This window comes from Novosphingobium sp. B1 (genome assembly GCF_900176395.1).
Lineage (GTDB): Bacteria > Pseudomonadota > Alphaproteobacteria > Sphingomonadales > Sphingomonadaceae > Novosphingobium.
On record NZ_FWXL01000007.1, the window covers coordinates 69,218 to 83,910 of the forward strand.

The window sequence follows — 14,693 nt, forward strand, 5'->3', positions numbered from 1 at the left end:
GGTCTCTCTCAGTCGCGAGTCCGTGAATACGTGCTGCGCTGCGGGCGCGCGCCGGAGCGCGAGTAGGATGGGCGTTGCGGGCGCGAGGCGGCGCGTAACTCGTCGTAGCGGGCCTTCATCTCGCGCAGCACGGCGGCGCAGGCGCCTTCGGGATCGCCGAGCACTTCGGCCGCATCATAGCGGATTACCTTGAGGCCCACTTCTGCAAGGCTGGCATCGCGACGGCGTTCGAGTTCCGGTGCATCGCCGCGATCCAGCGCAACAACCAGCTTGAGCGACTGGCTGGCGAAATCGACGATGGCCGATCCGATCACGGCGTAGCGCTTGAACTTGTACTTGCCGAGATCTTCCTTGGCGAGTTCGTCAGCCAGCGCCAAGTGAGCCTCGTCCGGCTCACGGCGCAACTGGCGCGCGCGCTCATGGATCGCATCGAGACGCGATCCCGAAATGGCCCAGCCGCGCCCCTTCTTCTGGATCTTCGGCGCTTCGGCACGTTCGCCGACAGGGCGGAGGGTAAGCGTCTTCTTCAACCGACTGATCCTTCAAGGCTGATCCCTAGCAACTTCTGCGCTTCTACCGCGAATTCCATCGGCAGTTGCTGCAGCACCTCGCGGGCGAATCCGTTGACGATCAGGGCGACGGCGCTTTCTTGATCCAAGCCGCGCTGCATTGCGTAAAACAGCTGGTCGTCGCTGATCTTGCTGGTGGTGGCTTCGTGTTCGATCGTGGCGCTCGGATTGCGCACTTCGATGTAGGGCACGGTGTGCGCGCCGCATTCGGCGCCAAGCAGCAGGCTGTCGCACTGGGTGAAGTTGCGCACGCCTTCCGCCTGCGGAGCCACGCGCACCAGACCGCGATAGGTGTTGTTGCTCTTCCCCGCCGAAATGCCCTTCGAAACGATGGTGGAGCGCGATCCCTTGCCGTTGTGGATCATCTTGGTGCCGGTATCGGCCTGCTGGTAGTTGTTGGTGACGGCGACCGAGTAGAACTCGCCAACCGAATCCTCGCCGTTCAGCACGCAGGACGGGTACTTCCAGGTGATCGCAGAGCCGGTTTCGACCTGGGTCCACGAGACCTTGGAACGGGCACCCTGGCACAGCGCGCGCTTGGTCACGAAGTTGTAGATGCCGCCCTTCCCTTCCGCATCGCCGGGATACCAGTTCTGCACGGTGGAATACTTGATCTCGGCATCGTCGAGCGCGACCAATTCGACCACGGCGGCGTGGAGCTGGTTCTCGTCACGCTGCGGCGCGGTGCAGCCTTCGAGGTAGGAGACGTAGGCGCCCTTGTCGGCGACGATCAGGGTGCGTTCGAACTGGCCAGTGTTCTCCGCGTTGATGCGAAAATAGGTGGACAGCTCCATCGGGCAGCGCACGCCCTCGGGAATGTAGACGAAGGTGCCGTCCGAAAAGACCGCGCAGTTCAATGTGGCGAAGTAATTGTCGTGCATCGGCACGACCTTGCCGAGCCACTTCTTCACAAGGTCCGGGTATTCGCGGATCGCTTCGGAGATGGAACGGAAGATCACGCCCGCTGCTTCCAGCTCCTTGCGGAAGGTGGTGGCGACGCTGACGCTGTCGAACACGGCGTCGACAGCGATCTTGCGCGCGCCTTCGACGCCTGCGAGCACCTTCTGCTCCTCCAGCGGAATGCCCAGCTTCTCGTAGACGCGCAGGATTTCGGGATCGACCTCGTCAAGGCTGCCGAGCTTGGGCTTGGCCTTGGGGGCGGCCCAGTAATATGCGTCCTGATAGTCGATCGGGGGAATATTCAGCTTGGCCCAGTCCGGCGTCGGCATGGTCAGCCAATGGCGATAGGCCTTGAGCCGCCATTCGAGCATCCACTCCGGCTCGTCCTTCTTGGCCGAGATATAGCGGACGGTGTCCTCGGACAGGCCCTTCGGCCCGTATTCCTGCTCGATATCCGATGACCAGCCGTGTTCGTATTCAGCCACCTTTGCGGCAGCCTCGCGGGCAGCCTGGTCTTTCACTTCGACGTTCTCGGTCATGCCATAACCTCCGTCACCGCTGCGGCAGGACGGGACAATTGGGTGAGCGGTATGCCCGCCAGCGCACCGCGAAGTGCGGCATCGACGGCAGGCCAGTGCGGACGGACGGTACACGCGGATTCCAGCGTGCAGTCATGACGCCCATGCTCGCTGCAAGGCGTCAGCGCAATGGGTCCTTCCACGGCTTCGACAATGTCGGCCAAGGTGATCGCCGCGGCAGGGCGCGCAAGCTTGAGCCCGCCACGCGCCCCGCGCACGGCCTTCAGAAGCCCGGCGGCAGACAACTTGCTCACCAGCTTCTGCACGGTCGGCGCAGGAAGGCCGGTCTCATCGGCGAGCTGCTGGGCCGATACACGCTCTCCGCCACAATGGCGTGCAGCAGCGGTCATCGTGACGACAGCGTAATCGGCCATGCTGGAAAGTCGCATTGGCAAAAGTTCCCGAAGTGCCTTGGCGCCGAGCCGGACTGCAAATCAGACCGAATCGCTCCGGTTATCTAGGCACAGCGTCGCCAGTTAACAAGAACCATGCTGGCAGGAGGCAGACCAAAAAAAGGGCGGCCGGATCCGTCAGGATCGTCGGCCGCCTTGAAGTCGAGAACTCGATGCATCACTGCTCCGAGCCCTTCGGGTCGCACTGCCTAACTACGCAGAAGACCGGATGGAGAATTGTATGGATTCGACAAAATCGGTGGCATTCCGGCAACATTCGCAGTCCTTTCAATGACAATTGCTGTCAGATTCGAGAAGATCGGGCTTGGCCTTGCGGAAAACACGGCGCAAAGGTGCGGTTTGGGGGTGCGCACCGGTCAGGTGATCGGCAAATGGCATTTCCATGCCTTTCGCATTCACGCGCTTGACCGGAAATAGTTGACTGTGACGCTTTACTCGCTGCTGCGCCCGCTGATCTTCCGCATCCCGGCCGAGCCTGCCCACCGCCTTACGATCAAGGCCCTTGGCCTCAATCAGCCCACGACCTTGGCTGCGCCCACTCCCAGCCTCGCGCAACGCGTGGCTGGAATTGCCTTTCCCAACCCCGTCGGCATGGCACCTGGATTCGACAAGAACGCGGAAGTTCCGGACGCGATGCTCGGACTGGGGTTCGGCTACGTCGAAGTCGGCACCGTGACGCCCAAGCCTCAGGAAGGCAATCCGAAGCCGCGGCTGTTCCGCCTTGTCGAAGACCGTGCCGTGATCAACCGCATGGGCTTCAATAACGAGGGCGCGCAGGCCGTTACGAATCGGCTGGTTCGGCGGCGGGAAACCGGACGCAACGGGCGCCCCGGCATTGTCGGCGTGAACATCGGTGCCAACAAGGATTCGGTCGATCGGATTGCCGATTACGCCCTGATGACAAGACTGATGGCGCCGCTCGCATCCTATCTCACGGTCAATATCTCGTCTCCGAACACGCCGGGCCTCCGCGCACTGCAGGACGAAGGCGCCCTTTCAGCCCTTCTGGACGCGGTGATTGAAGCGCGCGGCAATATCAATGTGCCCGTTTTCCTTAAACTGGCTCCCGATCTCGAACCGTCCGACATCGACAGCATCTGCCGCATTGCGGTCGAGAAACGGCTGGGGGCGCTGATCATTGCCAACACCACGATCACCCGCCCGCCGCTCGAGTCGCGTCATGCAGGGGAAACCGGCGGACTCTCGGGCGAACCGTTGCGAGACCTCGCTCTGCAGCGCTTGCGCGATTTCCGCGCGGCAAGCGGCGGGACCATTCCGTTGATCGGCGTCGGCGGGATTGCCACGGTCGATGATGCCTGGGCACGCATCAAGGCTGGGGCAAGCCTGATCCAGTTCTACAGCGCCATGGTCTATGAAGGACCGGGGCTTGCCGCTCGTATCGTTGCAGGGCTGGAGAAAAAGGTCCGCGAGGCTGGGCTGACTTCCATTGCCGAGGCGGTCGGCAAGGAATAGCAAGGCGGGCATGAAATTGCCCTCCATCGTCCTTCGCAGCGCTCCGCTGCTTGTTCTCGCAACCGCAGCCTGCGTGCCACCTCCTGGCGCAAACGTAAGCGCGCCGCCCCCTGCAGCACTCGAATCGTCGCAACCCGGCGTCGCCGTGGGGTCGCCGGGCCTTGTCTCGGCGGCAGACCCGCGCGCGGCCGAAGCCGGCGTGCAGATGCTGCGGCTCGGTGGCAGCGCGACCGACGCTGCAATTGCCACGATGCTCGCGCTCACCGTCGTCGAGCCGCAAAGTTCGGGCATCGGCGGCGGCGGATTCCTCGTGCTTGGCGATGCTGCCGGTGCGGTCGAGACCATCGATGGCCGTGAAATGGCGCCGAAGGCCGCAACGCCGCAATGGTTCTATGTCGATGGAAAGCCGCTCGCATATGGCGATGCCATACCCGGAGGACGGAGCGTCGGCGTTCCTGGCAATCTCAGGCTTGCGGCGATGGCCCACAACGGCAAGGGCAAGCTGTCATGGCGAACCCTGTTCCAGCCCGCCATCCGCCTCGCCCGTGAAGGCTTCATGGTCACGCCGCGGCTCAACACCATCCTTGCCGCAGCCAGCCGCACCGGCGCTCTCGATCCTGCAGCGCGCGCACTTTACTACGGGGCGGATGGCAATCCACTGCCGGTGGGAACACTGATCCGCAATCCAGCCCTTGCCGCCACGCTCGAGGCGATTGCAGCCAAGGGTGCCGACAGCTTCTACAGCGGCGACAACGCAACGCTGATCGCCAGCAAGGTCGGCACCGCACCGCGCAATCCCGCGCCGATGACCACCGCCGACATTGCCGCCTACCGCGCCGTGCCGCGTCCTGCAGTATGCGGATCCTATCGCCAGTATCGCATCTGCGGCATGGGGCCACCCTCGTCTGGCGCGACGACGGTCTTTGCCATTCTCAAGCAGCTCGAACGTTTCGACATGAAAGCGCTTGGCCTGGCGAGCCCGGTTTCATGGCATCTCATCGCCGAATCGCAGCGCCTGGCCTACGCCGATCGCGACAAATATCTGGCCGACGCCGATTTCGTCACAGTGCCGGTATCGGGTCTGACCGATCCCGCCTATCTTGCCACGCGCTCGGCGCTGATCTCCGACAAGGCAACTATGGCTGCGGCTTTGCCCGGAACGCCGCCCGGCGTGAGAACTGCCTTCGCGCGGCCTGCCGCCCAGGAAGAGAACGGAACGACGCACTTCGTCGCAGTCGATCGCTGGGGCAACGCCGCGAGTTACACCTCCACCATCGAGGGTCCGTTCGGATCGGGCCTGATGGTCGGCGGCTATTATCTCAACAACGAGCTGACCGACTTCAACATCGTCCCCGACAAGGATGGCAAACCCACCGCAAACCGTATCGAGGCCGGCAAGCGTCCGCGCAGTTCGATGGCACCGACCCTGGTGTACGGCCCAGACGGCAGGTTGCGTATCGCCGTCGGCGCGGCAGGCGGGGTGACCATTCCTGCCCAGGTGGCCAAGGCATTGATCGGCGTGCTCGACTGGGACCTTTCCGCGCGCGAGGCCATTGCCCTGCCAGTGGTCTTCGCGCCTGGGGGAGACATGATCTTCGTCGAGAAGGGCACCAGCCTGGAGACGATGATCCCTGCACTTCAGCAATTGGGCCACGCCCAGGTCATGGCCCGTTCGCCCTCGTTCAAGGCCAATGCCATCGAGCGCATTGGCGATCGCTGGATTGGCGCGGCAGACCCGCGCAGCGAAGGCGCGGCAGTTGCCCCCTGATGGGGACTGAGCTGCGAGGCGATCCTTGCGTCCCTTGGGGAACAGCCGTGCTCTGCGGTTGCCGTGATGGAACGAGGGCACTAGGTTCCCGTTAACTGGGGGGCGGACCATGTCCGTCCCGCCGATAAGGGGCGAGGGTCAACAGTGCAGCTTTCCGATTTTGCAAGCTTTCCCAATCTGGTCTCGATGTTCCTCGATCGCGCTGCGTTCCGGGGTGACGGTCCATTCCTGTGGGCGAAGACCAAGGGCCAGTGGCAATCGCTGAGCTGGACGGAAGCAGCGCGGCAAGTCTGCGTGCTTGCCCAATCCTTGCGTGCGCTTGGCCTCAACCCGGGTGACCGCGTTGCCCTCGTTTCCGAAAACCGGCCGGAATGGTGCATCGCCGATCATGCCATAATGGCAGCAGGTCTGGTGACCGTGCCGACCTACATCACCAACACCGAACGCGATCACCTGCACATCCTCGAGAATTCGGGCGCGCGCGCCGTGATCGTCTCGACATCGAAGCTGTCGCAGCCCCTGCTTCCTGCTGCCCTGTCCGCCCCTTGCGTGGAACATGTCATCGGCATCGAGCCACTGCGGCAGATGCAGGCAGGCAAGCTGGCCTTTCATGACTGGCAGACCATGATCACCGGCGATGCTTCGGAGGCGCGCCGAGCCGTCGACGAGCGTCTCAAGAACATCGGCCGCAGCGATCTTGCCTGCATCATCTACACCAGTGGCACGGGCGGCTCACCACGCGGCGTCCGGCTGCACCACGGATCAATCCTCTGCAATGTCGAGGGTGCGGCCGAGATCCTGGCGAACGATTTCGGCTGGGAAGAGGAAGTGTTCCTTTCCTTCCTGCCGCTGTCCCATGCCTACGAGCACACTGGCGGGCAATATCTGCCGATCGGCATGGGTGCGCAGATCTACTATTCCGAAGGCCTCGAGAAGCTTGCCTCGAACATCGAGGAAGTCCGGCCGACACTGATGGTCGTCGTTCCGCGCCTGTTCGAGGTGCTGCGCACGCGGATCATGAAACAGGTCGAAAAGCAGGGTAAGGTGGCCAACTACCTGATGGACCGCGCCCTTTCGATCGGCGGCCGCAAGGCCGCCGGCAAGGGCCGCATCATCGATGCGCCGATGAGCCTGATCCTTGATCGCACGTTGAGGCCCAAGATCCGCGCCCGGTTTGGCGGACGGATGAAGGCGATGGTCTCGGGCGGCGCGCCGCTCAATCCCGACGTCGGCGTGTTCTTCGACGCGATGGGGCTGACCATGCTGCAGGGATATGGCCAGACCGAGGCCGGCCCGGTAATTTCCTGCAACCGGCCCAAGGCTGGCCTCAAGATGGACACCGTCGGCCCGCCGATGAAGGGCGTCGAGGTCAGGATTGCCGAAGATGGCGAGATCCTCGTGAAGGGCGAACTCGTCATGCACGGCTATTGGCACAACGATGCCGAAACGGCGCGCGCCATCCCGCCGGAAGGCCCGAACGCCGGGTGGCTGCACACCGGCGATATCGGCCACCTCGACGCAAAAGGTCGGATCGTGATCACTGACCGCAAGAAGGACATGATCGTCAACGACAAGGGCGACAATGTCTCTCCGCAGAAGATCGAGGGCATGCTGACGCTGCAGCCGGAGATCGCGCAGGCAATGGTCTCCGGTGACAAGCGCCCCTACATCGTCGGCCTGATCGTGCCCGACGCCGAATGGGCGCTGGAATGGTCACGCGCCGAGGGCGAGCATTTCAATTTCAAGGAACTGCAGGATCTGCCCGCGTTCAAGAGCGCCATCCGCGCCGCGGTTGACCGGGTGAACAAGGACCTTTCCGTTATCGAGAAGGTGCGCCAGTTCGCCTTTGCCGATGAAGCCTTCAGCATCGACAATGGCGAGATGACACCGAGCCTCAAGATCCGCCGACACAAGATCAGGGAGCGGTACGGCGCCCGCATCGACGCGCTCTACAAGGGGTGAACGTTCAGCGGCCGGCCATCGCCTTGACCCGCGCCAGATAGGTGCGGCCGATCCGTTGCAACGTGCCGTCGGCCAGTTCGGCCGACCACACGCCCAGGCCGTCATGCTTCAAGCCTGCGATCCGGTCCCGTCGCACGATCGTCGATCGATGCAGGCGAATGAATTTCTCAGGGTCCAGCCTGGCCTCGAGTCCGGCGATCGTGTGCAGCATCATGTAGCTTCGCTGGCCGGCATGCAGCCTGACGTAGTCGCGCTCTGCATCAATGCGCTCCAGATCCGCCGCGGCCACGCGAATCAACTCCGACCGGTGCGGCACCCAGAATTCCTCGATCCATTCGCTGGCGGGCTTCTCAGGGGTCAGTGACACATCGGCTGGCGCGGAACGGCGCGCTTGCGCGCGCTCGACCGCGCGCTCCAGCCGCTCCTGCGCTACCGGCTTGAGCACATAGTCCACCGCATCGCAGTCGAAAGCCTCGACCGCAAAATCGTCATGCGCGGTCACGAAGACCACCGCCGGACGGTTTTCCTGCCCCGCCAGCGCCCGCGCAACGCCAAGGCCATCGACCTCGGGCATCGTCATGTCCAGCAAGACCAGGTCCGGGGCCAGCGCTTCGATCAGGCGCAGGGCAGCCGCGCCGTCGCTGGCCGTACCGACCACCTGCAGCGCAGGGATCCGCGCGCAAAGAATCTGCATCCGTTCAACCGCCAGCGGTTCGTCATCGACAATCAGCGTACGCACTCAGGCCCCCTCAACAGTCGTTCCGGACGACCGGCATCGTCATCACGGTGGCATATCCTCCCGCCGGCAGCGGGCCGCTTTCCACTATTGCATTGTCTTCGCCAAAACGGGCCGCGAGCCGGCTTTTCACATTGGCAATGCCGATGCCTGTCCCACCATTGACGAACCCTTCGCCGGGACCATCGTCGGCAACGGTCAGCACCAGGAATCCCCCCGCCTCGCGGGCAGAGATGCGAATGGTGACCGGCCGGATCGTGGTGGACACCGCGTACTTGATAGAATTTTCCACCAATGGCTGCAGGATCATTCCCGGCACGCATGCCGAAAGCAGGTCATCCGGAATATCGAACTCGCAGCGCAGCCGCTCGGGAAAGCGCACCGCCTCGATATCGAGATAATGGCGCTGCAGCGCAATTTCGTCTTCCAGGGGCATATCCGAAGTCGGGTCCCCTGCCAGACTGTGACGGTAGAAGCGCGAAATCGACTGGATCATCTTCTCGGCCTGTTCGGTCCGCCCGACCATGACCAAAGCCGACAAGGAATTCAATGTGTTGAACAGGAAATGCGGGTTGACCTGATAACGTAGCGAGCGAAGCTCTGCCGCCTTTGCAGCACGGGCATACTGCCCCTCGCGATACTCTGCTGCGCGAAGTTGTTCGCCATTGCCCAGTGCGAGGTAAAGCGCAGCCCAGGCAATCAGCAGGAAGTACCGGCCAAGCGCAACGTCGGTAAGTTGCCGCCACAGCCCTTCGTTCTCGACCGTCTGGCGAATGATGGTCACATGGTCCGGTCCGCGCAGCTCCTCCGTGGCAATGTCGGAAGGGTTGATGTCGGGTTCGGTTTCCGGTGCAGGCGCGTCTTCAGCCGCCCGCTGGGAAGCAGCAACCTTGGGAGTGCCGCTATCGAGGCCGGCCTGCCGCTTTTGAACCTCTCGCTCGCGGCTGGCCTCGGCTCGCTCGCGCGCCGCTTCTGCCCGCTGGAGCGCGGCTTCTCGCAGGGCCTGCGCTCGTTGCAGCGCCTTTTGCGCCTCGCGCCGCGCATTCTGCTCGATCCGTGCGCGGTCGGCGGCGGAAAGCACCGGCGCTGCGGGCGCTGCGGCACTTGCCGCCGGTGCCGGGGGCACCGGTGGAGCCGTAGGAACAGCACCGTCCTGGATATCTTCGACTTCGCCGTCCTCGTCGACAGTGTAGATCTTGCCGCCCGTGCGCACCTCGGACCGTCCATCGGCAAACTGGCGGACATAGAGCCCTGGCTGAGAAATGACCGTGCTGCCGTCGGCATCCTGCCTGATCCCGGCCTTGCGCAGCGCCTCCAGCGCCGTGACATCCCCGAGCTTGCGCAGTTCCGCGATGTCCTCCTCGCTCAGCAAGGGTTCGAAGCTGGCCTTGGGGGCGGGAGACGCCTTGGGAGCGGGCGGGGCCTTGGGCGCCTGGGTCAGTTCAGGGGCCGGGAGTGGCGGTGGCGGAACCGGCGGTATGAAGCCTTCGTCGAGCACGTCGACCAGGACGTTCCCGGCCATGTCATGCCGGATCTTCACCCCGCCCTTGCCGGCGGACTGACTCCCGCCATCGGTTGCGGTGGTCTCGGTCGTCGTCGTCTGGCTTTTGCCCTGCTGCTGTTCGGACCCGGTACTGATCCGCTCGATCATGCGCTTTTCGACCGGGGCGAAGGCCCACTGGTTGACCGCGGCCAGTGCGAGCGCAGCGGGGAGCATTATCACCAGGGCGGCGCCGACGCGCGTCGCCAGCGGGCGTCCGTCGAAGCGGCGCAACAACGGCCAGCAAGCGACCGTCACCAGGATACCCGCTGCCGTGACGAGCGCGCGCCGCCACAGGAGGTCGCTGAAGTCTCCCAGTTCCACGACCAGGCCACGCACGGTGATCAGCAGGAAGTAGCACAGCCACAACGCCGCCGCCGACAGGATCACCTGCCGGGCCGGAACGCGCGGAATACCGGGGTCTATTTGCGACGACGTCATTGCGCCAACCCTAAACGCAACCCGCCCGACACGCCACAACGGCGGTCGGGCGGCCTATGCCGTTCATCGAACAGCAAGCTTACGCAGGCAGCAGGCCCTCGTCCGCGATCTTCTTCTTCCATACCAGCGGCGCGGCCTGGTGGACGTTCTCGCCCGAACTGTCGACCGCGACGGTTACCGGCATGTCCTCGACGGTGAATTCGTAGATCGCTTCCATGCCAAGATCCGCGAACCCTACCACCTTCGCTTCCTTGATCGCGCGGGCAACCAGATAGGCCGCGCCGCCGACCGCCATCAGATAGGCGCTCTTGTGGTTGGCAATTGACTGTGTGGCGGCCGGGCCGCGTTCTGCCTTGCCAACGCTGGCCAGCAGGCCGAGGTCGAGCATGGTGTCCGAGAAGCTGTCCATGCGCGTGGCCGTGGTGGGGCCCGCCGGACCGACGACTTCGTCGCGCACCGGATCGACCGGGCCGACATAGTAGATAACGCGGCCCTTGAAATCGACCGGCAGTTCCTCGCCCTTGGCCAGCATGTCCTTGATGCGCTTGTGCGCAGCATCGCGCCCGGTCAGCATCTTGCCGTTGAGTAGCAGGCGATCGCCGGCCTTCCAGCCTTCGACCTCGGCTTGCGTCAGGGTATCGAGGTTGACGCGCTTGGCCGCGCTGTCCGGTGCCCAGTGGACCTGCGGCCATTCGTCAAGCTTCGGGCGCTCGAGATAGCTGGGGCCGGAGCCGTCGAGCGTGAAATGCGCGTGGCGGGTGGCGGCGCAGTTCGGGATCATCGCCACCGGCTTGCCCGCAGCATGGCACGGCGCGTCCATGATCTTGACGTCGAGGATGGTGGAAAGACCGCCCAAGCCTTGCGCGCCGATGCCGAGCGCGTTGACCTTGTCGAAGATCTCGATGCGCATGCGCTCGATATCGGTCTGGGCACCCCGCTCCTTGAGCTGGGCCATGTCGATCGGCTCCATCAGCGCCTTTTTGGCGAGCAGCACGCAGTGCTCGGCCGTGCCGCCGATGCCGATGCCGAGCATGCCCGGCGGGCACCAGCCTGCGCCCATCTGCGGCAGCATTTCGACCACCCAGTCGACGATGTTCTCAGACGGGTTCATCATCTTGAACTTCGACTTGTTTTCCGAGCCGCCGCCCTTGGCCGCGACGTCGACCGTCACCTTGTTGCCCTTGACCATCTCGACGTGGAGCACGCACGGCGTGTTGTCGCGCGTGTTGCGACGGGTGAAGGCAGGGTCGGCCAGAACGCTCGCGCGCAGCTTGTTATCGGGGTTGTTGTAGGCGCGGCGCACGCCTTCATCGACAACGTCCTGCAGGCTCATGTCGGATTCGAGGCGGCAATCCTGCCCCCATTCGATGAACACGTTGACGATGCCGGTGTCCTGGCAGATCGGGCGGTGCCCTTCTGCGCACATGCGGCTGTTGGTCAGGATCTGCGCAATTGCGTCCTTCGCCGCCGGGCCCTGCTCGGCGTTGTAGGCCTCGCCCAGTGCCCGAATGTAGTCCATCGGGTGGAAATAGCTGATGTACTGCAGCGCGTCCGCCACGCTTTCGATGAGATCCGCTTCCCGGATCGTGACCATTTCCGCCATCTCGATGACTCCCTCCAGAGGTCGATGCCGCGCCGATCGGCGCCGAAACTGCGAACGCCCCTTACGCCTCGACAATCAACATGCAAATCCCTTGGAAACGGCAGGTCGATAATCTACAGGCACTTGGCAACATTCAGGCTGGCGTCCAGCGGGACTACGGCAGCAAACGGATATGAGGGCTCGAATGACCGTGGTTGAAGATCGCCCGGCAACGGATGAGATGCTGATCGCACGCCGTGCAATGATCGATAGCCAGCTCCGCGTGAGCGGCGTGAATTCTCCGGCAATCCTGAACGCGTTCAACGCCGTGCCGCGTGAAGATTTCGTGCCAGCCGCACGCCGCGCAGTGGCCTATATCGATCGCGCCGTGCCACTGGGCGATGGCCGTGCGCTTTCTCCGGCGCTGACTTACGGGCAGATGCTCGAAGCTGCGCAGACCACGCGGGAAGATAAGGTGCTGGTCATCTCGCCCAACGGTTATCTGGCGGCACTTGCCGCGCAGCTTTCGGGAAGCGTCGCGCGCGCCGATTCGCTGGCTGATGCGAAAGGTGGCACTTTCTCGCTGATCCTCGTCGATGGCGCTGCTGAAGTGCTGCCCGATTCCCTTGCCTCGCTCCTCACCGATGAAGGCCGGATCGTGACCGGCCTTTCCGATCGCGGCGTGACGCGTCTCGCCATCGGTCGCGCCGTTCAGGGCAAGGTCGTCGCCACGCCGCTGGCCGAAGCCGATTTCGCGATTCTTGCGGAGTTTGCCGCTCCGAAGAAATGGAGCTTCTGAACCCCATGCCCAGTGCCAAGGCGCTTTGCCTGCTGCTGACGGCCAGCGCCGCCAGCCTCGTCGCCACGCCGGCACTGGCGGACGACCTGCGGGAGGCGCTGACCAGCGCCTACAACACCAACCCGACGCTTCAGGCCGCGCGCGCGAACCAGCGCGCCACCGATGAAGGCGTGCCGCTCGCCCGGGCGCGCGGTTTGCCGAGCCTGCAGGGTCAGGCGAGCTACACCAAGGTGCTGCGGGCCAACCCCAACTCGTTTCTGATCACAGACTGGTCGAACAGTCTTGATCTCAGCCTTGGCGTGCCGGTCTATTCTGGAGGCGCGGTCAAGAATTCGATCCGCGCGGCCAAGACCCGTGTCGAAGCAGGGCAGGAAGATCTGCGCGCGACAGAGTCAGGCGTATTCTCGCAAGTCGTCGCCGCCTATATGGACGTCATCCGCGATTCCGCGATCGTCGGGCTGAACAAGAGCAATGTCGATGTGCTCGAGGTGAACCTCAAGGCGACCAGCGACCGCTTCGAGATTGGCGACGTAACCCGCACCGACGTTGCCCAGTCCAACTCCCGCCTCGCGCTGGCGCGTGGCGATCTGCGCACTGCACAAGCCAATCTCATCGCCAGCCGCGAACGCTACATTCAGGTCGTGGGCAAGGCGCCGACTGATCTGCAGCCCCCGCCGCCACTACCCGGCCTGCCGGGCAACGCGGATGCCGCAGTCGATTTCGCACTTGATAACAATCCCGATCTGATCGCCGCGCGCGAGCGCAGCAAAGCCGCAGCCTTCGACGTGAAGGTTGCCGATGCGGCAAAGCTGCCTACGGTCTCTTTGTCCACCAATGGCAGCAGGCAGGCATTCAAGGGCACGTTCCAGGGCTCCAGCCAGACCCTTCAGCAAGCGAATACCACGGCGCAAGCCGGCGTCAGCGTCTCGATCCCGCTCTATCAGGGTGGCGGCCCCGCTGCGCAGACCCGGCAAGCGCAGGCGCGTGAGAGCGCGACGCTCGAACAGGAAATCGGCGTCGAGCGTGAAGTGATTGCCTCGGTCCGCTCGGCTTATGCGTCGTTGCAAGCGGCAAACGAGATTATCACGATGAACCAGACCGCTGTCGATGCCGCCGCGCTCAGCCTTGAAGGGGTGCGGGCGGAGAACACGGTCGGCAACCGCACCATCCTCAACATCCTCGATGCCGAACAGGAACTGCTGCGCGCGCAAGTGCAGTTGGTGGCGGCGCGGCGCAATGCCTATGTCGCAGGGTTCAACCTGCTGGCAGCAATGGGCAAGGCCGATGCCAATGACCTCGGTCTTGATGGCGGGGCCCTCTACGATCCGCAGGTCAACTACGATCGGGTGAAGGGACGCTTCTTGGACTGGGACCGTGATCCCAAGCCTGCGGCCGTATCGACACGTACCGTTGACACACCGGCGCAGGATGCGACAATCCCGCCCGCGCCGCTTCCCTGAGAGAATCGGTACACCAGGGGTATTTGGGGGTAATCGTTGCGATGCGTCAGGCCGGTGAACCGTCCGTCGAAGAAATTCTCGACTCGATCAAGAAGGTGATCGCGCGCGACAACAAGGCCGAGGCGCAGGCCCGCGTTCGGCCTGAACCTGCCCCGCGGCCGGCCCCTCGCCCCGAAGTGCTGGAATTGACGGAGACGGCCGAGGATGAGGACGGCGTCGAAGGCGGACTGATTGCCGACGCTGCTGCTGCCTCGATGCGGGAATCGCTGGCAGCGCTCTCGATGCTGGCGCAGCCGGGTGTTGCCCCGCAGATCGTGCGGTCGGGCGAAACCTCGCTTGAAGGGCTGGTGCGCGAACTGCTCAAGCCGATGCTGGCCGAATGGCTCGACAGGAACCTGCCTGCCATGGTCGAAAAGATGGTCGCAGCGGAGATTGCCCGTATCGCCGGGAAGCGCGGCTGATTTAGCGGTTT

At 63.9% G+C, this 14,693-nt stretch carries 11 protein-coding genes and 1 pseudogene; 6 read left to right on the top strand and 6 right to left on the bottom strand.

Going from position 1 to position 14,693, the window contains the following annotated elements:
* Nucleotides 1-8 precede the first annotated feature (8 nt).
* The 3 genes from B9A23_RS13715 to B9A23_RS13725 are packed head-to-tail and all read right to left on the bottom strand — an operon-like array spanning nucleotide 9 to nucleotide 2,436.
* A complete protein-coding gene (locus tag B9A23_RS13715) occupies nucleotides 9-530 on the bottom strand; it encodes an endonuclease domain-containing protein (protein WP_084279654.1) in 522 nt (173 codons plus the stop codon).
* Nucleotides 527-2,008, bottom strand: coding sequence for a Fe-S cluster assembly protein SufB (sufB, locus tag B9A23_RS13720; RefSeq protein ID WP_084279655.1), 1,482 nt, complete (start codon nucleotides 2,006-2,008; stop codon nucleotides 527-529). The genes B9A23_RS13715 and sufB overlap by 4 nt, the downstream gene beginning before the upstream one ends.
* Complete coding sequence (locus B9A23_RS13725) at nucleotides 2,005-2,436, bottom strand: SUF system Fe-S cluster assembly regulator (protein WP_084279656.1); 432 nt, start codon at nucleotides 2,434-2,436, stop codon at nucleotides 2,005-2,007. The genes sufB and B9A23_RS13725 overlap by 4 nt, the downstream gene beginning before the upstream one ends.
* A gap of 447 nt (nucleotides 2,437-2,883) precedes the next feature.
* On the opposite strand from B9A23_RS13725, the gene B9A23_RS13735 reads away from it, so the two are divergent.
* The 3 genes from B9A23_RS13735 to B9A23_RS13745 all read left to right on the top strand — a co-directional run bounded on the left by B9A23_RS13735 (nucleotide 2,884) and on the right by B9A23_RS13745 (nucleotide 7,663).
* Complete coding sequence (locus tag B9A23_RS13735; protein WP_084279798.1) at nucleotides 2,884-3,933, top strand: quinone-dependent dihydroorotate dehydrogenase; 1,050 nt, start codon at nucleotides 2,884-2,886, stop codon at nucleotides 3,931-3,933.
* 10 nt (nucleotides 3,934-3,943) lie between these two features.
* A complete protein-coding gene (gene ggt, locus B9A23_RS13740; RefSeq protein ID WP_084279658.1) occupies nucleotides 3,944-5,701 on the top strand; it encodes a gamma-glutamyltransferase in 1,758 nt (585 codons plus the stop codon).
* A gap of 186 nt (nucleotides 5,702-5,887) precedes the next feature.
* The gene (locus B9A23_RS13745) at nucleotides 5,888-7,663 is read left to right on the top strand and encodes an AMP-dependent synthetase/ligase (protein ID WP_254895116.1); all 1,776 of its coding nucleotides are present in this window, start codon (nucleotides 5,888-5,890) and stop codon (nucleotides 7,661-7,663) included.
* 4 nt (nucleotides 7,664-7,667) lie between these two features.
* On the opposite strand, the gene B9A23_RS13750 is transcribed toward B9A23_RS13745, so the two are convergent.
* The 3 genes and pseudogenes from B9A23_RS13750 to B9A23_RS13760 form a co-directional block, all read right to left on the bottom strand.
* Nucleotides 7,668-8,402 (bottom strand): LytR/AlgR family response regulator transcription factor, encoded by a 735-nt coding sequence (locus B9A23_RS13750; protein WP_084279660.1) that lies wholly within the window; start codon nucleotides 8,400-8,402, stop codon nucleotides 7,668-7,670.
* 10 nt (nucleotides 8,403-8,412) lie between these two features.
* Nucleotides 8,413-9,144: pseudogene (locus tag B9A23_RS23325) on the bottom strand (sensor histidine kinase); the annotation flags it as partial.
* Between the two features lie 1,315 nt (nucleotides 9,145-10,459).
* The gene (locus B9A23_RS13760; RefSeq protein ID WP_084279800.1) at nucleotides 10,460-11,974 is read right to left on the bottom strand and encodes a fumarate hydratase; all 1,515 of its coding nucleotides are present in this window, start codon (nucleotides 11,972-11,974) and stop codon (nucleotides 10,460-10,462) included.
* Between the two features lie 193 nt (nucleotides 11,975-12,167).
* Between B9A23_RS13760 and B9A23_RS13765 the strand changes: the two genes are divergently transcribed.
* Genes B9A23_RS13765 through B9A23_RS13775 form a run of 3 tightly spaced genes read left to right on the top strand, consistent with a single transcriptional unit; the run spans nucleotide 12,168 to nucleotide 14,682 of the window.
* The gene (locus tag B9A23_RS13765) at nucleotides 12,168-12,761 is read left to right on the top strand and encodes a protein-L-isoaspartate O-methyltransferase family protein (RefSeq protein ID WP_084279661.1); all 594 of its coding nucleotides are present in this window, start codon (nucleotides 12,168-12,170) and stop codon (nucleotides 12,759-12,761) included.
* Nucleotides 12,749-14,221, top strand: a complete 1,473-nt coding sequence (locus B9A23_RS13770; RefSeq protein ID WP_254895117.1) for a TolC family outer membrane protein — start codon at nucleotides 12,749-12,751, stop codon at nucleotides 14,219-14,221. The genes B9A23_RS13765 and B9A23_RS13770 overlap by 13 nt, the downstream gene beginning before the upstream one ends.
* Before the next feature lie 41 nt (nucleotides 14,222-14,262).
* Complete coding sequence (locus B9A23_RS13775) at nucleotides 14,263-14,682, top strand: DUF2497 domain-containing protein (RefSeq protein WP_139797477.1); 420 nt, start codon at nucleotides 14,263-14,265, stop codon at nucleotides 14,680-14,682.
* Nucleotides 14,683-14,693: the final 11 nt, after the last annotated feature.

Coding starts and splice junctions, on each gene's coding strand:
- B9A23_RS13770 (WP_254895117.1), top strand. CDS start 12,749: ATGGAGCTTCTGAACCCCATGCCCAGTGCCAAGGCGCTTTGCCTGCTG.
- B9A23_RS13745 (WP_254895116.1), top strand. CDS start 5,888: ATGTTCCTCGATCGCGCTGCGTTCCGGGGTGACGGTCCATTCCTGTGG.
- B9A23_RS13775 (WP_139797477.1), top strand. CDS start 14,263: ATGCGTCAGGCCGGTGAACCGTCCGTCGAAGAAATTCTCGACTCGATC.
- B9A23_RS13760 (WP_084279800.1), bottom strand. CDS start 11,974: ATGGTCACGATCCGGGAAGCGGATCTCATCGAAAGCGTGGCGGACGCG.
- ggt (WP_084279658.1), top strand. CDS start 3,944: ATGAAATTGCCCTCCATCGTCCTTCGCAGCGCTCCGCTGCTTGTTCTC.
- B9A23_RS13725 (WP_084279656.1), bottom strand. CDS start 2,436: ATGCGACTTTCCAGCATGGCCGATTACGCTGTCGTCACGATGACCGCT.
- sufB (WP_084279655.1), bottom strand. CDS start 2,008: ATGACCGAGAACGTCGAAGTGAAAGACCAGGCTGCCCGCGAGGCTGCC.
- B9A23_RS13765 (WP_084279661.1), top strand. CDS start 12,168: ATGACCGTGGTTGAAGATCGCCCGGCAACGGATGAGATGCTGATCGCA.